Below are 22,738 nucleotides of genomic sequence, written 5' to 3'. Positions count from 1 at the left end.
GCGTTTGCGTAAAGGTTGGAAATTTCAAAACGGTAAACCTGTACAAGTTATTCCTAAAAAAAAAGCTACTAAAAAAGCTGAAATTAAAAAGGTTGTAAAGGCGGTTATTAAGAAAATTGAGAAACCAACTAAAAGTATAAAACTACCATCTAAAGAAATTGATTTAAAAAGTGAAATTGAATTAGAGGATAGATATATAAAAGAGGTTACAGCATTACTGCAAGAAACAAGAGCAAAAAGCAAAAAAACAGCAAAAGATAAGAAAAATATTAATTATTGGGTAATAGCTATCAAGGAAGCTAAAAAACGTAAATCAATTAATAATAAATTATTGAAAGAATTACTTCAAAAACCAACTAAAAAAACAACTGAAACATTTGTGAAACCTGCGGTTAAGGTAGTAAAAACAGATACATCGTTTAAAAGACCAGGAAGCTTACCTGTACAGTTAGAGCAGGTAGAGACAGGAATGCTTAGTGCTAGATCAAGTTTATATAGTTGGGAACGTTATTTAAAGGGAGTATATCCATCTTGGGTAGAAGATAGATATACAGATGATTTTTGTTTAAAAAATATAGATTACTTTAAGAGATTGGTTGAAGCTTTTGAAAATCAAAAGAAAATGATAATCAAAAGAGATCGAAAAACAACTAGAACCGTTGTAAAGCCAACACCTATAAAATTAGGCAATCCAAAAAATCCAGAAAATCCAAAAAAGACAAATTCTTTAGCGTATAAAATGGCAAATCGTCAAAATAAAGTTTCTGAAATTTATAAAATTAGAGATAAAAATATCAGTGAATTTTTAGGCGAAATTGAAGTAAAGCAAAAAGAATCGGTTGTAATTACTTTAACTGGTGGGCAAGGTTCTATGAAAACTCGTTGTGCTTTTAGATTTATGAATGCTTTTGCACAAAAATATAAAGTAGGACACGCCAGTATTGAAGAGCATCCAGAAAGTACACTTTACTATAATAAAGTAGATGAATATATAAATGATAATGCTTTAAATAATATTCATAATCCTGAAATAAACAGCATTAGTGATTTAGATACGTTAGTAAAAGAAAATGATATTATTGTTATTGATAGTTTTGCGAAAATGCAGGAAATACAAAAAGGCTTCGAGGTAGATAAGGACTTGCGAAAAAAATACGATGGTAAATTATTTATTGTAATTTTTCAGCAAACTACGGATGGTAAAATGCGTGGCGGTTCAAAAAGCCAATTTGATGCCGATATTATTTTATTTACTGAAAAATTTGATAATTACCAGGATAACTATATTTATGCCGATAAAAACCGTTATCAAAATAAAAATTTAACCGATTTAAAATACAATATTTTTGAAGGAGTTTTAAAAGATTTAGAATAAAATAAAGTTTTTAATTATTATGCCCAAGTTTTGAAGACTTGGGCATTTTTTTTAAAAGAAAAATATTTTAATAATTCCCTTTATTTTTAACATATAAAACCACGTCTTTTACAACCGTTTTTTGAATTGCGGAAATCAACGTTTCCATAATTTTATAATCAGGTTTTTTTGATTTTATTGGAAGTTTCATTTTAAAATTGAGACTTTTTGAACTTCTTAATTTATTACCATAATCAAATTTTCCAAAAATTGACTTTTCCATAGAAGATGCAAAAAATAACATCGTTTCTTTTGAAAATTCTGTTTTATCATTCCAATAAACACCTGTATCATCTCCTGCTCCATAATCATAATTACGATAAAATGTATTTCCGAAAATATCAATAGTTATCGAATTTTTAGGGAAAGTTGCAACAGGATTAGAAATATGATTTACAATTCCTGTATCGGTAACCCCAGCCATAACAAAAGGAATATCTCCCAAAATTTGGTCATCTTTTTTAAGCCTTCTACCTTGTTTTATATTATTAAAAATATTTTGATATGTAAACTCTCCAAACTTAATTTTATCCTTTTCAAAATCTAATAAAACTTGTTTTTCTTTTGCTGATAATTCATAATCATGTAAACCATTTTCTACCAAATACGCATCTAATTTTGCGATGCGTTCGGTTTCTAAATCGTTTATGAAATTTTCCATAAAATCAAAATCTATTTTGCCGTTTTTTGTTGGAAGTTGGATTTTAGAATTTAAAAATTCAGTATCAATATTTCTAACCAATATTGTTAATAATTTAGGTTTTAATTTATTTAATGCTACTGTAAGAAATTTTATAAAACTTTTATTTAATTCTATTTTTGGTGTTATTTTCCTAACAAATTGCCCAGCATACCAAGCTCTTTCTCTATGAAAGAAATCCATTTGCATTAAACCAAGACTCCAATTTCCAGAAGGATTAATATTAGTATTATTAACAAAACCAGTTTCTTGTAAAACACCTTGATTTTGAGATGTTCTTGTTACATAATCATAATCGTTACCAATAACTAAACTATCTTTATTGAAACTTAAAGTATTGTTAATATCAAACAAATCACCAACTCTAAACTCACCCCACTTAACGTTATTTAATTTTTTGTTAAGTGGGGAAATTACTTTCCCGAGTTTTCATTTTGGTTATTTTGTTTTTTTAAGATGGTTGAAATTTCCCAAGATAAGTAATCGCTAACGGTTTTTTTAAAATCGTTTAATGTTGGTTTGGTGTCTATCGGTGCTGTTTGATTCCAGTCAGCGCCATTTTTTGGGTCAATAGTGTTTTCGTAATATTCTTTATCAGTAAAAAGTTTTAGTTTGCTTTTACCAAAACGTACTAAATCTACAATTTCTTGATAACGTTCTTTTGCTTGGTCGGTATCTTTTAAATTGTTACTTGCTTTTTTACGGTTGCTTCGTGTGTATCCATCATTAGAAAAGTCAATAAACTTTACCATTTCATCTTTATGATGTTTTTCGTTTACTTTAAACACATAAATATTAGTTTGTACACTTGCTTTTCCTATAAAAATATCAATAGGCATTTTAATACTTGCTATTAAGGTGTGTTTTTCTAAAATTCGTAGGTTAAAATCTTTTGCTTTTCCGCTACCTGCGGAATTTTGTATAATAATAGATGCGTATCCTTTGTACATCATATTTAAGGCAGTTTCTACGAAAACCATTCCATTACCTTCGGCAGAATACGGAGGGTTTAGAACAAAAGAATTTGCAGGAAATTCTTTATCCGTATCACCAAAACCATATTTTCCATCAAAATCGGTTAATGAATCTTTATTTAAGATGTTAGAGCTACCATCACCCATCATAATCATATTTAAGATGGCTAACATATAAACGCTTGGTAATAATTCAATCCCTAATAACTGCTTGGCTTTAATATGTACTTGCTTTTCAATTAATTCACTTGGCGAAGTAATATTTTCTTTAGCATCAATCAACATTTCATTCATTGCCGAAACCAACAGACCAGCCGAACCAGTTGCAAAATCCCATACATAAGAATCTTTATTTACTCGTGCTAATTTTACTAATAAGTTTGAAATATAAGCAGGAGTTAAAACAACATCGTTTAATTTATCTTGAGAAAACCCAAGCCAACCGTACATTTCGTTAAATAACTTTCCTGTAAAATCAGTCGTTAAACCTATTTTATAATAAATTCCTAAATCATCAATAATTTTAGTGAAAACTCGACTTAATTGCGTTTCACCATTTTCAATTTTATTTAGATTAGAAGCTAAAAGCGTATTTTTAAGACTTCTAATAATAAGGTCTTTTTTATCAGTTGGAATATGTTTTTCTCTTAAAAACGATTCAATTTTACGAACCATTATTTCGCCATCGGTATTTCCGTGTTCTTGAGAAGATTTTAAATCTGATTTTTCAAGAGCAGGAACTTTTCCCGCTACGCCAAGTGTTGCAATAATAGAAGCAGCTACAAGGTAAACACGGTCATTTTCGCCAAGTCCTTTTTCATTCTGATAAATATGATGATTTAGGTTTTGTAAACTTTTATCAATTTCTTTTTCTCTTCTTTCTTTTAGTTTTTCAAGTTCATCATCAGTAAGGCTTAATAATTTTACTTTTTCGATAAAAGCATCGAAATTTTCAGGAGCTAAGAAAGAAAAATCAGAATATTCACCTACTTTTTGCCCAACTCCTAAATTATCTTTAGATACAAAATATACACCTATTTCGTGATGAATATTACCTTTAGCATCTTTATATCCTGTCATACCAATAGCAATAATATTGGTATAACTGGTGTGATGTAGTAAGGCATTTGCATAATGAATTGCTCCATTTACAGCAAAAGAACTTATATTTTTGTAGTTAGGTTCGTTTTTTATAGTGATATTTTCAACTTGATTTTCTTTATCAAGTTTTACTAATTTCCCTTTTTCACCTTTGTATTCAATTAATATAGGGTAGTAGTTTAAATTTTTATCTTGTAATAAAACTTTTGCATCTGGTCTATTTCCACCTTTACCGCCACCTTTAGATTCGTAATCTTTTAAAGCGTTATCAATTTCACTATTTATATTTTCTTGTTCTAATTTATACGGTAATTTATATGATTTCATCCAGCCATTAGCTAGGTCTGCAATATTTGGTTCTATTGATTGTGCCATTTTTTTCTTTTGTTATTCTATTTTTTACAAAAAATAATATTTAAAGATATTATTTTAAGTTACTTTATTAATTGCTTTTTAGATGATATAGATTACTATTTACCCAAATAATTTATTGATAGCATCAGATTCATCTTTATGATAAAAATCTTTTAGGTAGTGTTGTGTAGTAGCTAATTTGGTGTGTCCTAATAATTTTGAAATCATTAATAAACCAACATCACTTTTTACGGCATAATCTGTAAATGTATGTTTAGCCATGTGCATAGAAATAGGTTTGTTTATTTCACAATGTTCAGCTAAAATTTTTAAGGCTCTATTCAGATTGTTGTTTTGAACTTTTAAACGATATTCTATTTCTGTAGTAGTCTTGCCTTTGTAATTATATAATGGTGGGAAAATAAAAAACTCATCTTTACCTTTATATTTTTCTAGTATTTCAATAGATTTAGGATTTAAAGGAATTGATCTTCTTGCACCAGCTCTGCTTCTTGATTTGTTCATAGTATAAACAATATCATTATCAATAATATTAGTCCATTGTAATTTACATATATCAGTAAAACGCATACCAGCGGTATAGAATGAAAAAAGAAACATATCTCTTGCTTTAATCATTGCTTTGTGCCTTGGTGCTATCTCTAATTTAATAACCGTTTGTATTTCATCTAAAGTAAGCGATTGCTTTTCTACATTTTCATTTACAATTTGATAGCCTTTTATAGGATTTGAATTAATTACTCCAGAAACAACAGCTTTATTTAATGTTGCATAAATTGCTTTAAAATTCGAAGCAATAGTATTTATCTTATTTCCTTTTTTTAAAAGCCATAATTCATATTCTTTAGCCCAAAGAACAGATAAATCAGAAAAAGAAATAAAAGAAGAGAACTGTTTTAGTTTATTGATATAAATTTGATTAGTGTTTGCAGACCTTATTTTATCTTTTAAAATCATTTCATCAACTAAAGTTTGATAAAAATTTAAAAAATCAGCATTATCATATTTTTTACTATTTCTATAAATTTGAAGTAATCGTTTAGCAGAAATACCATCATTTTTATAATAGAGTTGTTTAACCTCAATAAGTAAAGCGTTTATCTTTGCGTTTATATTTTCTTCAAGTGGATGTTTTTTTATCTTTTGCTTTTTCTGATCCCATTGATTTTTTAAAACAGATATTTTTGTATCAATATATTGAACATCATATGGAGTGGTGTATAATTTTAATCTAATGGTTTGCGTACCGTTTTGCTTTTTATAAGCGTTGATTTGTAGGTTAAAATTCATTTGTTCTCTATTTGTTCTTTTTTTTGGTAAAAATAACTAAAAATGAATAGATATGAAAAATAAAACCCACTATTAAAATAGAGGGTTTGTCTTATGATAGCTATGTATTAAGAGTTTTACATCATCATGCTATGATAAACATTTTGAACATCATCGTCATCTTCTAATTTTTCTAATAACTTCTCTACATCTGCTTGCTGTTCTTCAGAAAGTTTCATGGTAGAAGCAGGAATTCTTTCAAAACCTGATGATAAAATTTCTACATTATTACCTTCAAAATAAGATTGAATAGCTCCAAATTGTTCAAATGGTGCATAAATAATGATTCCTTCATCATCATTAAAAACTTCTTCAACTTCAAAGTCAATAAGTTCTAATTCTAACTCTTCTAAATCAACAGTAATATCTTCTTTTTTTACCGTAAAATTACAAACACGGTCAAACATAAAAAGAACAGAACCTGAAGTTCCTAAGTTTCCGTTACATTTATTAAATACAGAACGTACATTAGCAACAGTTCTATTATTATTGTCGGTTGCTGTTTCTACAACAACGGCAATTCCGTGTGGAGCATAGCCTTCAAATAACGCTTCTTTATAGTCGCTTGTGTCTTTGTCTACCGCTTTTTTAATGGCGCGCTCTACATTCTCTTTAGGCATGTTTGCAGCCTTTGCATTTTGCATTACCGCCCTTAAACGTGAGTTTGCTTCGGGGTTTGGCCCACCGTCTTTAATTGCCATTACAATATCTTTACCAATTCTGGTAAATGTTTTAGCCATTGCAGACCAACGCTTCATCTTACGTCCTTTTCTAAGTTCGAATGCTCTTCCCATTTTATTAAATTATTATTTTTACGCTAAAATTATTTTTACGCAATGACAAATGTAGTTATTGCAGTAATTATTTACAATTAAAATCCTTTTTTGATAAGTAGCTTATTTTCTTGAGCATCATAAGCACGCCAAGTACTTGATTTCTTGCCATTTTTGTAGCTTCCTTTTAGTTTTAATTTTCCATTTTGATAGTACATTCGAAACTTTCCGTCTAATAAACCATCTTTTAAAGCTACTTCAAACCACAAGTTACCGTTCTTGTAATATTCTTTGTATGTTGAAGCGCTTAAATCTGACGGATGAATTTCTTTAAAATTAAAGAGGTCTTTTTTGGTATTTACTGTATTTGTTATTGTGCTATTTTTTTTAGATGCTAATTTTAAAGCTTTTTCTTTTTTTAATTGTTTATCTAAAGTAATTTTTTCTAAAACTAATTTCGGATTATTAAAAGTAGTGGTAATAGAACTTTTAAAAATACTTCCTTCAGATGTTAATTGCAAACCAAACTGATTAAAACAAATAACATTATTTTTGTTTTTCTTTAGTTGAATTTGTGTTTTTCTATCGGCTAAACTAACTAAATCAGTATATAAATACGGTGTATTAACGTAAGTGAAAATAGTTGATTTTGTATTAAATAAATAATTAAATTCTTCAAACTCTTTTGATGAAGCTAAGGTATATTTATTCTGATGATTATTTATAATTTCTTTTAACGTGTTAGGGCTTGTACTAAAAACCACAAAATCATCAATAATAGTAAAGTAAGGTTTTTCCATTTTTTGGAACATATTACCCACAATTATTTTAAAAAAACCATTTAAATCTAAAAAATTAATGTGGTGGTTTTTATAGGTGATTTGCTTAAACTGTAAGGGTGTTTTTTCTTTTATTTGAGATAGAATAAATTCTAAATTTTCGGTAGCATCATCAATATTTGTAGTTTTAAACACTGCCGCAATATCTTTTTTATTTCTTGAAAGCGATGAATTAAAATGAATTAAAGCGACTTCGTTTCCAATCCAACTATATACATTTTTTTTGATGCTGATGTCTAATTTTTCTTCAATTTCAGCAATTTGTTTAGAATAAACTTCAAATTCTTTTGGTTTTTCCTTTCTAAGATTTTCAAAATTTTCATGAAATAGTTCAAAACTATCAAAAGCAAAACTTAGGTAGAGCGCCGTATTTTTAGGTGCAATACTAGCAACAGTTCTTTTCCCTTTTCCTGATTTTTGAATAGCTGTTAAATAGCTTTCAGAATTTTCTTTTACGTTTGTGTAACCATCTGCCTGAATAATAGTTCCTTCAATTAAAGAAACATCAAACCCAGAATAGTACAGTGAGTTTTGAATATTTTCGATGGTTTTTTTATTTGTTTTATCGGCAAAACAAGCAATAAAGTTGTTTAAATATTTATATTGAAAAAATAACTTAAAGAAACCATCATCAGGGGTTTCTTTGGTAATTTCTATAAAATTAACATCTCTACCAATAATAGGTTTTTGATATTGATTGATAGAATTTTCCACTAAAACATGAGTATAAGAAGCAATTAATTGATTTTTTATAAACGAAAAATATAAGGTTTCCCTTGCTTTTTTATCATAAATTTCAGTTATTTCTTGCTTTTGATATATTCTATTGGTAATTTGAAAATCACTCCCAGCTAAACCTGTAATGGTATTTTTTAAAAAATTTAATTTTGATAATTTCCCTATATTAACAACATATAAAAAATCATATTTTTTAGGTTTGTAAACATGAGCAGAGATTAAAACATCTCGTTCGCCGATAAAACTGACAATACTTTTTTGTTCTTTAATCGTGTTATCAAGCGTATTTAAACTTTTACTGAGTTCCTTAAAATAGCTGTTTTTTTGAAAGTGTTTCCAAATAGGGCTGGCACTAATTTCGTCCCAAGTATCAATAGGTCTTTGGGTATCTAAAATAAAAACAGCATCCTTTGGCACGAGATAAATAGGTTTTATATTATCTTGATTATCAAAAGTAAAAAGGTAGGTTTGATAAGCTAAAAAGCTCAAAAAAGCGATTAAAGCAGTCCATAAAATCTTTTTTTTCATAATTAGAACCTGTTTAAATTTTAATTTTTTTAAAGCCTGTTTAATAATAAAATACATAAATTATTTAGTTTTAAACTTAGACCTCACAGGTTTTTAAAACCTGTGAGGTCTGTTGCTATTGGGGTAAGATTGAATAAGCGTGTTTAAAAATTAAAGAAAGTATTTTTTTTAACAAGGGGTTTTAACCCCTTGTCATCTTATTTTGATGTTATAAATCTTTATTTAAAATCAAATAATTAAACCTGAATAATTCCTAAATTAAATTTCTTTTCAATAGGAGCGTGGTTTGCTGCTTCAATTCCCATAGAAATCCAAGTTCTGGTATCTAACGGGTTAATAACGGCATCCGTCCAAATTCTTGCTGCGGCATAATAAGGTGAAACTTGGTCGTCGTAACGTGATTTTATTTTATCAAATAATTCAGCTTCTTTTTCAGGTGTAATTTCTTCGCCTTTTTTTAATAAAGATGCTTTTTCTATCTGTAATAAAACTTTAGCAGCAGAATTACCACTCATAACAGCAAGTTCAGCACTTGGCCAAGCAGCAATTAATCGAGGGTCGTAGGCTTTTCCGCACATGGCGTAATTTCCTGCACCGTACGAATTACCAATAATAATCGTAAATTTTGGAACAACCGAATTACTAACCGCATTTACCATTTTAGCACCATCTTTTATAATTCCACCGTGTTCCGATTTTGAACCGACCATAAAACCAGTAACATCTTGTAAAAATACTAAAGGAATTTTTTTCTGATTGCAATTGGCAATAAAACGGGTTGCTTTATCAGCCGAATCGTTGTAAATTACACCTCCAAATTGCATTTCACCTTTGGCATTTTTCACTAATTTTCGTTGATTTGCCACAATTCCAACAGCCCAACCGTCCATGCGTGCATAACCTGTTAAAATTGTTTTTCCGTAGCCTTCTTTATATTGATCAAACTCAGAATTATCAACCAAACGTTTGATAATTTCTAACATATCATATTGTGCATTTCTTTCTTTTGGAAGAATTCCGAAAATATCATCTTCGTTTTCTTTTGGCGGAAGTGCTTTTTTTCTATTAAAACCAGCCTTGTCAGCATCGCCAATTTTGTCCATTAATTTTTTAATAGTATCTAAAGCATCTTTATCATCTTTCGATTTATAATCGGTAACACCTGATATTTCGCAATGTGTGGTTGCGCCACCTAAAGTTTCATTATCAATAGTTTCACCAATTGCAGCTTTTACTAAGTAGCTTCCTGCTAAAAAAATACTCGCTGTTTTATCAACAATTAAAGCTTCATCGCTCATAATTGGCAAATAAGCACCACCTGCAACACAGCTTCCCATAATTGCAGAAATTTGTGTAATACCCATGCTACTCATCATCGCGTTATTTCTAAAAATACGCCCAAAATGTTCTTTATCAGGAAAAATTTCATCCTGTAAAGGCAAATAAACACCAGCAGAATCTACCAAATAAATAATCGGTAATTTATTCTCTATAGATAATTCTTGCGCTCTTAAATTCTTTTTTCCTGTAATTGGAAACCAAGCACCAGCTTTTACAGTAGCATCGTTGGCAACAACAATACATTGTTTTCCGCTAACATATCCCATTTTTACAATAACACCTCCTGATGGGCATCCGCCGTGTTCTTGATACATTTTATCGCCTGCAAAGGCGCCAATTTCTATAGATTTTTTTTTGTCATCTAAAAGATAATCTACACGTTCACGGGCTGTTAATTTTCCTTTTTCGTGTTGTTTATCTAGTCGTTTTTGACCGCCGCCTAACTTTACTTTGGCAAAACGTTTGCGTAAATCAGAAACTAAAAGTTTATTGTAATCTTCGTTTTTATTGAAGTTAATATCCATAGATGATCGGTTATTTATTTGCAACTGCTAAAGTAAGAAAAACCGATTAAAATACAAGAAAGTTAGCCGTGTCATTACAGCAGGTATCGCATTAACTTCTTCTTTTTAGTCGTTTATTTTTAACGACATTTTAATGTCAGAAAGCTCGTAAGGACAGTTTTTTTCTACAGGAATTTCTAAAAAACCATATTTTTTATAAATATAAATAGCATTTTCAAGTTTTCGATTAGAATATAAAACAAGCTTACTAAATTGTTGATCTTTTGCAAAATCAATACATTTCTGCATTAATTTCTGCCCTGTTTTAAAGCCTCTATATTGAGGTGAAACCGCCATTTTGGTAAGTTCAAAAATAGTTGGTTTATTATTTTCTGATGATTTTTTTTCGTTTTTTATCGGCATTAAAGCAACGGTTCCAATAATTTTATCGTCTAGTTTTGCGAAAAAAATATGCCCGCCTTTGTTAATAATGTATTTATTGGGGTTGCTTAAAACCTCTTTATCATAAGCTTCTACTTCAAAAAAAGAAGAAATCCATTCGATGTTTAAATTATAAAAATCAGTAGCGTAGACTGGTTTAAAGGAGATGATTTCAAGAGAAGTTGTTTTTTTTAAGGTCATTTTAGTGTGTGTTATAATTGCTTGACTGAACGATTTTTTATTAAATTTTTCTTCTAAAATATTTAAATGTTCTACTAATGAATTGGAATAAATAGTGGTGTATTCCTTAATTATATGTTCAATACTATTCCAAAGAGGTGTTACAGTTTTAACTAATTGTTCGCCTTTTTTAGACAGAAATATTATCTTTTTACGCTTGTCAAGTTTGTCTTCTTCTAAAAAAATTAATTCTTTTTTTAACAGTTTATTAATCGCTTGTGTTGTGGCAGGTTGCGAAATTTGTAAGCTGTTTGTTATTTGGGTATTTGTAACGCCTTTTTTATTTTTTATAATTTTAAAAGCTGGAAATAGATACGGGTCAAAATCAATATTAAAAGCATCGTAAACCAATTGGGTTTCTCGCATCATGTATTCACTCACTCTTTTTAGACGCGAACCAATTCCTATTTCTCCAAATCCTTTTAATGCATCCATATTTACTATAAGTATTTATATAAGTACTTATGCAAGTGTATAATTTATTAATGTAATTAAAAACACAGTATTAAAGTATTTTTAAATCCCTAGAAAATAGTTTCCATGGTAGTTAAATTATTTTGTAGTATATTTGTATTGAGTTTAGAGTAGATGATTCTATTTTAAGTGTATTTTTTTATATTTATAGCAAAAAAATATAATAATAATGGCAGCCAAAGTATCATCAAAAGTACTATTAAGTAATCGTAATTATATGGCAGAAGCAAAAATGAGAAATCATTTTGTAATTACCGATCAGCCTGTTGAAAAAGGAGGCGATAATAACGGGCCAACGCCTGTGGAATATTTATTAACGGCAATTGGTGGTTGTGTGTCGATTACTTTAAGAACCTATGCCGAAAATAAAAAATGGGATGTTGGTGAAATTACAGTCAATGTTACACAGCAAGTAAGATTAACATCTCAAGGAATAAAAAAATCATTACTAGAAGAGATATCTTTTGAAAAAGAGTTAACCAAGGCTCAAAAAGAAACATTATTAGAAATTGCAGGAACATGTCCCGTTGCACAAATGGTAAAAGGAAGAACCGAAATAGTAAGTAGTATTCAGTAAAATTAAGAAATATTAAAAATAAATAACATGAAAAAAATAATCGCTTTTGCAGGAAGTAACAGTAAAAAGTCAATCAATAAAGAATTAGCAACATACGCAACAACTTTAGTTGATAATTCAGTAGCAACGGTTTTAGATTTAAATGATTTTCCAATACCTGTTTACGGAGTGGACGAAGAAACTGTAAACGGAATTCCAGAGAATGCTCAAAAATTCTTTGATATACTTCAAAGTGCTGATGGAATTATTTTATCATTAGCTGAGCATAATGGAAATTTTTCGGTAGCATTTAAAAATATGTTTGATTGGATGTCTCGTATTAATCAAAAATTATGGAATAATATTCCGATGTTATTAATGGCAACATCACCAGGAGCTAGAGGTGGAGCATCTGTTTTGTCAATCGCTAAAAATGGTTTTCCTCATATGGGCGGAAATATTATAGCTGATTTTTCTTTTCCAAGTTTTTTTGATAATTTTAAAGAAGGAATTATTATTGATGATGCATTTAATACACAATTAAAAGAAGTAGTTATCAAGCTTAAAAAATCGTTGTAATTACACTATTTTTATTGAGTTTATATTCCTTGGAGTGTAAATGTGTTTTTTGTAATTTTGTATTTTGATAATAAAGGAGTTTTTTTAATATAAAAATTATTAGTTTACAGCATGGGAGATATTTCTAAAGATATAAAATCTAAATTTCCGAACAATAAAATAAAAGCATTAGTAAATATTAAATACACGGCAAATTGGTTGAGTAGTAATGAAAACGATTTTTTCAAACCTTACGGAATATCACCACAGCAATTTAATATTTTACGAATTTTAAGAGGTGCGAGTAAGCCAATAAAAGTACAAGTTATTAAAGATAGAATGATTGAGCGAGCTCCGAATGCAACTCGTTTAATGGATAAGTTATGCGATAAGAAATTTATAGAACGCATTCGCTGTGAACATGACAGAAGAGTTGTTTATATCAGCATTACCAAAAAAGGCTTGGTGTTATTAACAACAATTGATACCTCAAAAAAATTAAATTTTTTAGATAATTTAACAGAAGAAGAAGCCGATAAATTAAGTGATTTATTAGATAAAATTAGATAAATTCTTGTTTGTTAAGCATCATTTTTAAAGCAAAAAATTTATAAAAATATTTTCCATGGATAGTATTTTAATTAAAAAATTCATCAATGAAAAAATTAAAATCAATACAGCATAAAGTAGGAAGTCCGTTAGTAAATATGGGCGATATCCAATTAAGACAACCTTTACCAACACAAGGTATTGAAAATGTAGATCCGTTTTTATTATTACATCATTACGGGCCTTACGCAATTAGCGAGTTTAATAATCCGTTTGATTTAGGAGCACATCCGCATCGTGGTTTTGAACCGATAACTTTGCTATTTAAAGGCGAGCAATTACATAGAGATTCTTTAGGAAATGAAATGTTGGTAAAAGCAGGTGACGTGCAATGGACAACCGCAGGTAGAGGAGTTGTGCATGCCGAAGGACCCTCAAAAGAATTTGTTAAAAAAGGAGGCGAACTAGAAGGAATTCAATTATGGTTAAATTTACCAGCATCTAAAAAAATGATGCCTGCGAATTATCAGCATATAAAAAGTGAACGTATTCCTGTTGTTTTTAATACTGATAAAACCATTCAATTAAATGTTGTTGCAGGAACACAAGCCGATAAATTTGGATTGATAACGACTCAAACTTCTGTAAATGTGTTTACCGTAAAAACAAATGAGGCTGGTTTTATGGATATTGAAATTCCTGTAACACATCAATCTTTAGTTTATTTATTAGATGGCGAAGTTTTAATAAATGATATTACAACATTAAAAAAAGGCGCAATTCAAATGATTACTTTTAATAATGATGGCGATTTTATTAAAATTGATGCCAAAAAAGAAAGTACATTATTGATATTATCAGGAGAGCCAATTAATGAAAAAATAACACAATACGGACCTTATGTAATGAATACACAAACCGAAATTATGGAAGCAATGCGTGATTTTAAAATGGGGAAAATGGGTTTTTTATATTAAATATCATTGCGATTATTGCTTACACAATAAAGCCTTCTGTATAATTATGGAAGGTTTTATTTTACAATAATTTTAGTTTCATTTTTTATATGCGGAATAAAAAAAGAACAACTTACTGGGTTTGTAAAAAAAAATAAAAAGAAGCAACAGTGGGTTTATGTACGTTAGCATAGATATTAATAAAAAACGTATATTGCAATATATTATGCACGCATAACACTTTTCAAACTTTAAAAACGCTCAATAGATGAAATACAAACATATTTTTGAACCATTAGATTTAGGATTTACAACATTAAAGAATCGTGTAATAATGGGTTCTATGCACACGGGTTTAGAGGAAGAAAAAGAGGGGACACATAAAATAGCTAGTTATTACGCCGAGCGTGCAAAAGGAGGTGTTGGGCTTATTGTTACTGGTGGAATTTCGCCAAATATTCAAGGTTGGACAGCCCCATTTTCAGCCCGAATGAGTACTAAAAAACACGCAAGAGAACATAAAATAATTACCGATGCCGTGCATAAAGAAGGTGGTAAAATTTGTATGCAAATTTTACATTCTGGGCGTTACGGATACCATCCGTTAACCGTTGCTCCATCAAAAATACAAGCACCAATTAATCCGTTTAAGCCGTTTAAATTAAGGCAATCAGGAATCCGTAGAACGCTAAGAGATTTTGTGAATTCTGCTAAATTATCGCAAGAAGCAGGCTATGATGGTATTGAAATAATGGGTTCGGAAGGGTATTTAATCAATCAATTTATTGTAAAAAGAACCAATAAAAGATCTGATAATTACGGTGGAACTTATCAAAACAGAATCCGTTTAGCAATTGAATTGGTTCAAAAAATACGAGAAGCCGTTGGTGTAAATTTCATTATTATTTATAGATTATCAATGCTCGATTTAGTGGAACAAGGAAGTTCATGGGAAGAAGTCGTGCAATTAGGAAAAGAAATCGAAAAAGCAGGTGCTACCATAATTAATACAGGAATCGGCTGGCACGAATCACGCATTCCAACCATTGCAACCTCTGTTCCAAGAGGAGCATTTACTTGGGTTACTCAAAAAATGAAAGAAGAATTATCGATTCCGTTGATAACTTCAAACCGAATTAATATGCCCGAAACGGCAGAAAAAGTATTAGCAGAAGGACATGCCGATATGATTTCGATGGCGCGTCCTTTTTTAGCAGATCCGCAGTGGGTAAACAAAGCAAAACAAGAACGTGATGATGAAATAAACACCTGTATTGCTTGTAATCAGGCGTGTTTAGACCATGCTTTTCAACAAAAAGTAGCGAGTTGTTTGGTAAATCCGAGAGCTTGCCACGAAACGGAATTTAATTATAATCCAACGAAAAATAAGAAAAAAATAGCCGTTGTTGGTGCAGGACCAGCGGGATTATCTGCTTCCACAATTTTAGCACAAAGAGGACACGAAGTAACACTTTTTGATGCCGATAAACAAACAGGTGGTCAGTTTAATATCGCGAAGCAAATCCCTGGAAAAGAAGAGTTTTACGAAACTATCCGATATTTTAATAAGCAATTAGAATTACACAAAGTAACGGTTAAATTAAATACACGAGTTTCTGCGGATGATTTATCAAAAGGAAATTTTGATGAGGTAATTATCGCCACAGGAATTACCCCAAGAATGCCAAGAATTAACGGAATAGAGCACGAAAAAGTATTAAATTATATCGATGTTATCAAGCATAAAAAACCTGTAGGAAATCGTGTAGCCGTTATTGGTGCTGGTGGAATTGGATTTGATGTGTCGGAATATTTAGCGCACCAAGGAGAAAGTACATCTTTAAATATTGATGCGTGGTTACAAGAATGGGGAATTGATAAAACGCTAAAATCACGTGCAGGAATTGAAAATGTTACACCAGAATTTCATCCATCGCCAAGAGAAATTTTTATGTTTAAACGTAGCAAAGGAAAATTTGGTAAGAATTTAGGAAAAACAACAGGTTGGATTCATCGAGCAACTTTAAAGAAGAAAAAAGTACAGTTTATCAACGAAGTTCAATATACAAAAATTGACGATAAAGGATTGCATTATACCCAAGGCGAGGAGCAAAAAATACTAGAAGTCGATAATGTAATTATCTGTGCAGGGCAAGTGCCGTTTAAAGAATTGGTCGCTCCTTTAGAAGAAAAAGGCATCAAAATACATGTAATTGGCGGGGCAGATTTTGCTTCAGAATTAGATGCAAAACGAGCAATTAATCAAGGAAGTAGATTAGCAGCGGAGATTTAATAAAAAATACTAGCATTTTAAAAATCCTACATTACTGTAGGATTTTTTTTTGATTTGTCTTTAATAAGGAATTAAACACTATTTTTAGCAAATTAATCCCCAAAAAAACAAAATGAAGTCATTTACTGTACAAGAAATCAACTCATTATTAAAAGGAGAATTGCTAGGAAATTGTTCTGAAAAAATTACTGCTCCACAGCAAATTGAAAATGCCAAAAAAGGAGAAGTTACTTTTATCGGAAATAAGAAATTTGCAAAATTATGGGGAAATTCCAATGCAAGTGCTGCCATTATCTGTGAAAAATTAGAGATGCAACCACAAGAAAATAAGGCGTTTATAAAAGTGAAAAATCCCGATTTAGCCATGGCAACATTGCTAGAAGCTTTTGAGCCAGCGTCTCTGTATTTTGAAACTGATATTCATCCAACGGCAGTTATCGATAAAACCGCTACAATTGGACAAGGTTGTAAAATTGGAGCAAATTGTTATATCGGTAAAAATGTGGTATTATCCGAAGGTATTATTTTGTACCCAAACGTAACTATTTTTGACGATACAACTATTGGAAAAAACACGGTAATTTGGTCGGGAACGGTAATAAGAGAGCGAACGATTATCGGAAATGACTGTATTTTTCATGCCAATGTTAGCATCGGTGCCGATGGTTTCGGATACAGACCAAGCGCACAAGGATTAACGAAAATTCCACATATCGGAAACGTAATTATTGGAAATCAAGTAGAAATTGGTGCAAATTCTTGTGTCGATAGAGGAAAGTTTAGTGCGACTATTTTAGGCGATGGCTGTAAAATTGATAACTTGGTGCAAATAGGGCATAATTGTGTGCTAGGGAAGTTTTGTATTATGGCTGGAAGCAGTGGTTTAGCAGGGTCGGTTACTTTAGGCGATGGTGTAATTATTGGTGGAAGTGCCTCTATAAAAGATCATGTAACGATTCATTCTGGAGCAACTGTAGGCGCAGGATCAGGCGTTATTGCCGATGTTCCCGCAGGTAAAACCGTACTTGGTTACCCCGCAACTGATGCTAGAGAAAAGATGAAACAATGGGTAGCTCTTCGTAAATTAGGGAGGCAGTAAATTTTTTATTTGAAGCTATTTCCCGCTTTCCGCACTCGCTCTTTTTTGAAAAAAATCAAAAAAGGAGCTCAAACAATTGCTCAATCGGGGCTAGGGATTTTATTTATCCGAAGTAAAGTTAGAATTCAATTTCAAGTTTAAAGTTAAATAAAAAGCTTTCAAATACAGTTAATTATTAAAATAGCGATAATTATAGCTCTAAAAGAAGCATTATAAGCTATTTTATAGCGAAAAGGCAAAAGTGTCATCAAAAATAATAAAATAAAAGCCGATATTTGCCCCACATATTTTTTGTAAAGAGTAAAAAGAGTAAATTATGGCAATGAATAAAAATAACGTCTTAGCATGGGCAACACTTATAATGGTTTTAATAGGACTTTTGTTAGTATTACTAGGAGCTTTTAGATATGATGAGGTAGCGGGATACGGTTTTGCAGCAGTAGGCTTAGGTTTTTTTGCAAACGCATGGGTTTTTAACGCCTTAAAAGGAAGAGTTTAATTAAATCAAAATTACAACAAAATGTCAGACGATAAGAAGGTTATATTTTCAATGAATAAGGTTTCAAAAACCTATCAAAGTACCAATAAACAAGTTTTAAAAGATATCTATTTAAGCTTTTTCTACGGAGCTAAAATTGGTATTTTAGGTTTAAACGGATCGGGTAAATCTACCTTATTAAAAATCATTGCTGGAGTAGAAAAGAATTTTCAAGGTGATGTTACTTTTTCACCAGGATATAAAGTTGGTTATTTAGAGCAAGAACCAAAATTAGACGAAACCAAAACGGTTATCGAAATTGTTCGTGAAGGTGTTGCTGAAACGGTAGCTATCTTAGAAGAATACAACAAAATCAACGATATGTTTGGTTTAGAAGAAGTGTATTCTGATGCTGATAAAATGGACAAGTTAATGGCGCAACAAGCAGAGCTTCAAGATAAAATTGACGCTTCTAATGCTTGGGAATTAGATACTAAGTTAGAAATTGCCATGGATGCTTTACGTACTCCAGACGGTGATACGCCAATTAAAAACTTATCAGGGGGAGAGCGCAGAAGAGTTGCTTTATGTAGATTATTATTACAAGAACCAGAAATTTTATTATTAGATGAGCCTACCAATCACTTGGATGCAGAATCTGTACATTGGTTAGAGCATCATTTAGCACAATATAAAGGAACGGTAATTGCTGTAACACATGATAGATATTTCTTAGATAACGTTGCTGGTTGGATTTTAGAATTAGATAGAGGTGAAGGAATTCCTTGGAAAGGAAACTACTCTTCTTGGTTAGATCAAAAATCAACAAGAATGGCACAAGAAAGCAAAACAGCTTCTAAGCGTCAAAAAACATTAGAACGAGAATTAGAATGGGTTCGTCAAGGTTCAAAAGGTCGTCAAACAAAGCAAAAAGCACGTTTGAAGAACTATGATAAATTGATGAGTCAAGATCAGAAACAAACCGATGAAAAGTTGGAAATTTATATTCCAAATGGTCCACGTTTAGGAACCAATGTTATTGAAGCTAGTGGTGTTTCAAAAGCTTTTGGAGATAAATTATTATACGATAATTTAGAGTTTAACTTGCCGCAAGCGGGAATTGTTGGAATTATCGGACCAAACGGTGCAGGTAAAACTACTATTTTCAAAATGATAATGGGCGAAGAAACTCCTGATGCAGGAAGTTTTAATGTAGGTGAAACGGCAAAAATCGCGTATGTAGATCAGGCACACTCTAATATAGACCCTGATAAATCTATTTGGGAAAATTTCTCTGAAGGTCAAGATTTAGTAATGATGGGAGGAAAGCAAGTAAATTCTCGTGCCTATTTAAGTCGTTTTAACTTTGGTGGAAGCGAACAAAACAAAAAAGTTTCTACACTTTCAGGAGGTGAGCGTAACCGTTTACACTTAGCAATGACTTTAAAGGAAGAAGGAAACGTTTTATTATTAGATGAGCCTACCAATGATTTAGATGTAAATACATTAAGAGCATTAGAAGAAGGTTTAGAAAACTTTGCAGGATGTGCCGTAGTTATTTCTCACGATAGATGGTTTTTAGATAGAATATGTACACATATTTTAGCTTTTGAAGGAAACAGTGAAGTATATTTCTTTGAAGGAGGATTCTCTGAATACGAAGCAAATAAAAAGAAACGTTTAGGTGGTGATTTAATGCCAAAACGTATTAAATACAGAAAATTAATTAGATAATTTTTTTGATATTTTAATAGATAAAAAAACTCGAAACGTTATAGTTTCGAGTTTTTTTGGTTTATACAACACCAATTGTAATATCTTACAACAAATCGTACGATAAATCATAACGCAACCCTACCGAAACATTGGTAATCGCAGGCTTATCAGAATCATTATAATTTAAAACTTCAATATAGGTTCGAACGCTCTTTTTAAATCTTTTTTCAAAAGTAAAATTAAAACCATTACCATTTACAGTACCGTTATCATAATTAAAATAACTAGCTTTAGCATTGTAACTTTCATTAAAAGAATATACAGCGGCAACGTCTAAAGTACTTGCATCCAATTTTACATCGGCAGGAGTTTTAATAGTTATATTTTGATAATTAATAGCGGTATATAAATTATTAAAAAGTGTAGTAGAAGCAGCAAAAGCAAAAATATCACGCTTAACAGCAGTTTTATCTTTATCCGAAAGAAAAGAAGCCCCTAAATAAAAGTTTTCAGCAGTATATCCTACACCAAATATGGCGGTATCCACATAACTTCTTCCGTAGGCATCATCAGTAACACCGCCATTAGTAGAGCCAGAGTCACCATTTATTTGCACACCCGCATCAATTTTAAAATTTCCTAACGTATTTTTGTAAGTAACTAAATTATTAGTTCTAAAAGGACTTTGCGTATCATAAGCAAAAGGGCTCGATCTATGATTAAAAACATCCGTTACTTCGGCAATAATATTATAATGTGGCGACCATTGTTTACCAATAGCGATGCGTCCCCAATTCCCTTTTAAACCCGCATACCCTAAACGAGCATCACCAAAATCGGCATCACCTTCAATATCAATATCCCATTCTCCTTGAACAAAAGCCGTTAGGTTTTCATCAATTTTCTGTTCCGCTTTAAAACCTAATCGAGAGAAAAAATCAGTAACATCAACACTTTTAATATTAGTAGCTCTATCATTTCTATAAGTAACCGAAGGTCTAAAACTACCATAAACCGTAACTTTTTGAGAGTCTTGTTTTTTTAATTTTTCTTGAGCATTTGCAGCAAAAACCCCTAATACCATAGCGGCAATCATCATTTTTTTCATAGATACTTTATTTTATAAACTGTTTTGGTAATAAACAAATATACAATATGAACAGAGAGACCTTATATATATTTATCCTTATTAAGTCAATAATTATTTTTTTTAGAAGCAATTTCCCGCTTTCCGCACTCGCTTTTTTTATTTTTTTGAAGAAAAAAAAACAAAAAAGAGCTCAAACAAAGCGTCAATCGGGGCTAGGCATTTGTACTAATTTCGATAAATTGATAAATCAACTATAATTTAGGCAAAGTTCACGCTATCATTTCGAGCAGTAAAATTTAAACCTCACAGGTTTTAAAAACCTGTGAGGTTTATTCTTGTTTGAAGAATTTAAAACGAAATTCCTACTAACGAAAACAAACTGTCAGTTCGAGTTATTTTTTTCTATTTAAGCTATTTAAAACGTCCTACTGAATTTATTTAAGCATCGCATCAAAATGAGAACCCCAGAACATAAGCCTGAAAATCGGAAGTAAAATTCCTATTAACAAAACAAACTGTCATTTCGAGTGATTTTTTTTCTGTTTAAGTTATTTAAAACGTCCTGCTGAATTTATTTGAGCATGGCATCAAAATGAGAACCCCAGAACATAAGCCTGAAAATCGGAAGTAAAATTTCCATTAACGAAAACACACTGTCATTTCGAGTGATTTTTTTTCTGTTTAAGTTATTTAAAACGTCCTGCTGAATTTATTTGAGCATGGCATCAAAATGAGAACCCCAGAACATAAGCCTGAAAATCGGAAGTAAAATTTCCATTAACGAAAACAAACTGTCATTTCGAGTGATTTTTTTTCTGTTTAAGTTATTTAAAACGTCCTGCTGAATTTATTTGAGCATGGCATCAAAATGAGAACCCGAGAACATAAGCCTGAAAATCGGAAGTAAAATTTCCATTAACGAAAACACACTGTCATTTCGAGTGATTTTTTTTTCTGTTTAGGTTATTTAAAACGTCCTGCTGAATTTATTTCAGCGTGGCATCAAAATGAGAACCCCAGAACATCAGTCTGAAAATCGGAAGTAAGTTCCCATTAACGAAAACAAACGGTCATTTCGAGTGATTTTTTTTTCTGTTTAAGTTATTTAAAACGTCCTGCTGAATTTATTTGAGCGTGGCATCAAAATGAGAACCCCAGAACATCAGTCTGAAAATCGGAAGTAAATTCCTATTAACGAAAACAAACGATCAGTTCGAGTGATTTTTTTTCCTTCAAAAAAATAGTATCGAGAACTTTATCAGTCTTAAAATCAAAAAAACAAATAAAAATCTATTACTAAAATAGCAATACAAAACATTCGAAGCTGTTTTTAATCACTTTTAACACTCCAAAAAAAACATAATTTCAGATATTAATACGTGTTAATTTTAGTAGAAGACTACTTTTTAAAAGCGAAACAGTATAAAAAACAAAAAACACACAAGGCAACCCATTAAAAATCAAGACTTAAAAAAATACTTCAAAAATAAATAAATAAAAGCCCTTGTCAGTCCAATAAAAGGACGTAGATTTGCAACCGCTAACAACAAAACGCAAGTTTAAAAGTTAACAAAAGCTCATTAAAATATCTGCAGAAAACATTTTATTAAAATGTAAAAAACAAGCTAAATTTAGCTTGTTTAAAACAAATTAAAAGATGTATATTTGCAACC

17 protein-coding genes are annotated in these 22,738 nt (G+C 30.7%); 9 read left to right on the top strand and 8 right to left on the bottom strand.

Annotation, left to right across the window (positions count from 1 at the left end; translation table 11 throughout):
- Nucleotides 1–1,375 (top strand): hypothetical protein (locus AQ1689_RS05465; RefSeq protein WP_180947538.1); only part of this gene is annotated, 1,375 nt, incomplete at its 5' end.
- A gap of 67 nt (nucleotides 1,376–1,442) precedes the next feature.
- On the opposite strand, the gene AQ1689_RS05460 is transcribed toward AQ1689_RS05465, so the two are convergent.
- The 7 genes from AQ1689_RS05460 to AQ1689_RS13395 form a co-directional block, all read right to left on the bottom strand.
- Nucleotides 1,443–2,528 carry a restriction endonuclease subunit S gene (locus AQ1689_RS05460; RefSeq protein WP_101955437.1) on the bottom strand — a complete coding sequence of 362 codons (1,086 nt, stop codon included), beginning with the start codon at nucleotides 2,526–2,528 and terminating at the stop codon, nucleotides 1,443–1,445.
- Nucleotides 2,528–4,564 (bottom strand): HsdM family class I SAM-dependent methyltransferase, encoded by a 2,037-nt coding sequence (locus AQ1689_RS05455; protein WP_101955436.1) that lies wholly within the window; start codon nucleotides 4,562–4,564, stop codon nucleotides 2,528–2,530. Before AQ1689_RS05455 ends, AQ1689_RS05460 begins: the two co-directional genes overlap by 1 nt.
- Before the next feature lie 99 nt (nucleotides 4,565–4,663).
- Complete coding sequence (locus AQ1689_RS05450) at nucleotides 4,664–5,854, bottom strand: site-specific integrase (RefSeq protein ID WP_101955435.1); 1,191 nt, start codon at nucleotides 5,852–5,854, stop codon at nucleotides 4,664–4,666.
- A gap of 116 nt (nucleotides 5,855–5,970) precedes the next feature.
- A complete protein-coding gene (locus tag AQ1689_RS05445; RefSeq protein ID WP_101915326.1) occupies nucleotides 5,971–6,687 on the bottom strand; it encodes a YebC/PmpR family DNA-binding transcriptional regulator in 717 nt (238 codons plus the stop codon).
- A gap of 77 nt (nucleotides 6,688–6,764) precedes the next feature.
- On the bottom strand, nucleotides 6,765–8,771 hold the full coding sequence (locus AQ1689_RS05440; RefSeq protein ID WP_180947537.1) for a DUF3352 domain-containing protein: 2,007 nt from the start codon (nucleotides 8,769–8,771) through the stop codon (nucleotides 6,765–6,767).
- A 236-nt stretch (nucleotides 8,772–9,007) separates the two neighbouring features.
- Entirely contained in the window at nucleotides 9,008–10,636 is a 1,629-nt protein-coding gene (locus tag AQ1689_RS05435; protein WP_101955433.1) for an acyl-CoA carboxylase subunit beta, read from the bottom strand.
- A 105-nt stretch (nucleotides 10,637–10,741) separates the two neighbouring features.
- Complete coding sequence (locus AQ1689_RS13395; RefSeq protein WP_101955432.1) at nucleotides 10,742–11,731, bottom strand: bifunctional helix-turn-helix transcriptional regulator/GNAT family N-acetyltransferase; 990 nt, start codon at nucleotides 11,729–11,731, stop codon at nucleotides 10,742–10,744.
- A 208-nt stretch (nucleotides 11,732–11,939) separates the two neighbouring features.
- On the opposite strand from AQ1689_RS13395, the gene AQ1689_RS05425 reads away from it, so the two are divergent.
- The 8 genes from AQ1689_RS05425 to ettA all read left to right on the top strand — a co-directional run bounded on the left by AQ1689_RS05425 (nucleotide 11,940) and on the right by ettA (nucleotide 19,993).
- A complete protein-coding gene (locus AQ1689_RS05425) occupies nucleotides 11,940–12,347 on the top strand; it encodes an OsmC family protein (RefSeq protein WP_101955431.1) in 408 nt (135 codons plus the stop codon).
- Between the two features lie 27 nt (nucleotides 12,348–12,374).
- Nucleotides 12,375–12,905 (top strand): NADPH-dependent FMN reductase, encoded by a 531-nt coding sequence (locus AQ1689_RS05420; RefSeq protein WP_101915321.1) that lies wholly within the window; start codon nucleotides 12,375–12,377, stop codon nucleotides 12,903–12,905.
- A gap of 111 nt (nucleotides 12,906–13,016) precedes the next feature.
- Nucleotides 13,017–13,454, top strand: a complete 438-nt coding sequence (locus AQ1689_RS05415; RefSeq protein ID WP_101955430.1) for a MarR family winged helix-turn-helix transcriptional regulator — start codon at nucleotides 13,017–13,019, stop codon at nucleotides 13,452–13,454.
- Between the two features lie 86 nt (nucleotides 13,455–13,540).
- On the top strand, nucleotides 13,541–14,410 hold the full coding sequence (locus tag AQ1689_RS05410) for a pirin family protein (protein WP_101955429.1): 870 nt from the start codon (nucleotides 13,541–13,543) through the stop codon (nucleotides 14,408–14,410).
- A 247-nt stretch (nucleotides 14,411–14,657) separates the two neighbouring features.
- Nucleotides 14,658–16,682 (top strand): NADPH-dependent 2,4-dienoyl-CoA reductase, encoded by a 2,025-nt coding sequence (locus AQ1689_RS05405; protein ID WP_101955428.1) that lies wholly within the window; start codon nucleotides 14,658–14,660, stop codon nucleotides 16,680–16,682.
- A 112-nt stretch (nucleotides 16,683–16,794) separates the two neighbouring features.
- Nucleotides 16,795–17,781 (top strand): UDP-3-O-(3-hydroxymyristoyl)glucosamine N-acyltransferase, encoded by a 987-nt coding sequence (gene lpxD / locus AQ1689_RS05400; RefSeq protein ID WP_101955427.1) that lies wholly within the window; start codon nucleotides 16,795–16,797, stop codon nucleotides 17,779–17,781.
- A gap of 322 nt (nucleotides 17,782–18,103) precedes the next feature.
- The gene (locus AQ1689_RS05395) at nucleotides 18,104–18,280 is read left to right on the top strand and encodes a CAL67264 family membrane protein (RefSeq protein WP_232113419.1); all 177 of its coding nucleotides are present in this window, start codon (nucleotides 18,104–18,106) and stop codon (nucleotides 18,278–18,280) included.
- A gap of 21 nt (nucleotides 18,281–18,301) precedes the next feature.
- Entirely contained in the window at nucleotides 18,302–19,993 is a 1,692-nt protein-coding gene (ettA, locus tag AQ1689_RS05390; protein ID WP_101915316.1) for an energy-dependent translational throttle protein EttA, read from the top strand.
- 85 nt (nucleotides 19,994–20,078) lie between these two features.
- Here ettA and AQ1689_RS05385 read toward each other — a convergent pair whose 3' ends face one another.
- Complete coding sequence (locus AQ1689_RS05385) at nucleotides 20,079–21,083, bottom strand: porin (protein ID WP_101915315.1); 1,005 nt, start codon at nucleotides 21,081–21,083, stop codon at nucleotides 20,079–20,081.
- Nucleotides 21,084–22,738 lie beyond the last annotated feature (1,655 nt).

The organism is Tenacibaculum finnmarkense (assembly GCF_900239185.1).
GTDB classification, from domain to species: Bacteria; Bacteroidota; Bacteroidia; order Flavobacteriales; family Flavobacteriaceae; genus Polaribacter; species Polaribacter finnmarkensis.
The sequence above is the reverse complement of the archived record's forward strand: the minus strand, read 5'-3'. Positions and strand labels throughout refer to the sequence as shown.

What these genes read in the sequence shown, in the direction of transcription:
- AQ1689_RS05395 (WP_232113419.1), top strand. Translation starts at nt 18,104, where the DNA reads ATGAATAAAAATAACGTCTTAGCATGGGCAACACTTATAATGGTTTTA.
- AQ1689_RS05440 (WP_180947537.1), bottom strand. Translation starts at nt 8,771, where the DNA reads ATGAAAAAAAAGATTTTATGGACTGCTTTAATCGCTTTTTTGAGCTTT.
- AQ1689_RS13395 (WP_101955432.1), bottom strand. Translation starts at nt 11,731, where the DNA reads ATGGATGCATTAAAAGGATTTGGAGAAATAGGAATTGGTTCGCGTCTA.
- lpxD (WP_101955427.1), top strand. Translation starts at nt 16,795, where the DNA reads ATGAAGTCATTTACTGTACAAGAAATCAACTCATTATTAAAAGGAGAA.
- AQ1689_RS05405 (WP_101955428.1), top strand. Translation starts at nt 14,658, where the DNA reads ATGAAATACAAACATATTTTTGAACCATTAGATTTAGGATTTACAACA.
- AQ1689_RS05415 (WP_101955430.1), top strand. Translation starts at nt 13,017, where the DNA reads ATGGGAGATATTTCTAAAGATATAAAATCTAAATTTCCGAACAATAAA.
- AQ1689_RS05450 (WP_101955435.1), bottom strand. Translation starts at nt 5,854, where the DNA reads ATGAATTTTAACCTACAAATCAACGCTTATAAAAAGCAAAACGGTACG.
- AQ1689_RS05445 (WP_101915326.1), bottom strand. Translation starts at nt 6,687, where the DNA reads ATGGGAAGAGCATTCGAACTTAGAAAAGGACGTAAGATGAAGCGTTGG.
- ettA (WP_101915316.1), top strand. Translation starts at nt 18,302, where the DNA reads ATGTCAGACGATAAGAAGGTTATATTTTCAATGAATAAGGTTTCAAAA.
- AQ1689_RS05420 (WP_101915321.1), top strand. Translation starts at nt 12,375, where the DNA reads ATGAAAAAAATAATCGCTTTTGCAGGAAGTAACAGTAAAAAGTCAATC.
- AQ1689_RS05435 (WP_101955433.1), bottom strand. Translation starts at nt 10,636, where the DNA reads ATGGATATTAACTTCAATAAAAACGAAGATTACAATAAACTTTTAGTT.
- AQ1689_RS05410 (WP_101955429.1), top strand. Translation starts at nt 13,541, where the DNA reads ATGAAAAAATTAAAATCAATACAGCATAAAGTAGGAAGTCCGTTAGTA.
- AQ1689_RS05385 (WP_101915315.1), bottom strand. Translation starts at nt 21,083, where the DNA reads ATGAAAAAAATGATGATTGCCGCTATGGTATTAGGGGTTTTTGCTGCA.
- AQ1689_RS05455 (WP_101955436.1), bottom strand. Translation starts at nt 4,564, where the DNA reads ATGGCACAATCAATAGAACCAAATATTGCAGACCTAGCTAATGGCTGG.
- AQ1689_RS05425 (WP_101955431.1), top strand. Translation starts at nt 11,940, where the DNA reads ATGGCAGCCAAAGTATCATCAAAAGTACTATTAAGTAATCGTAATTAT.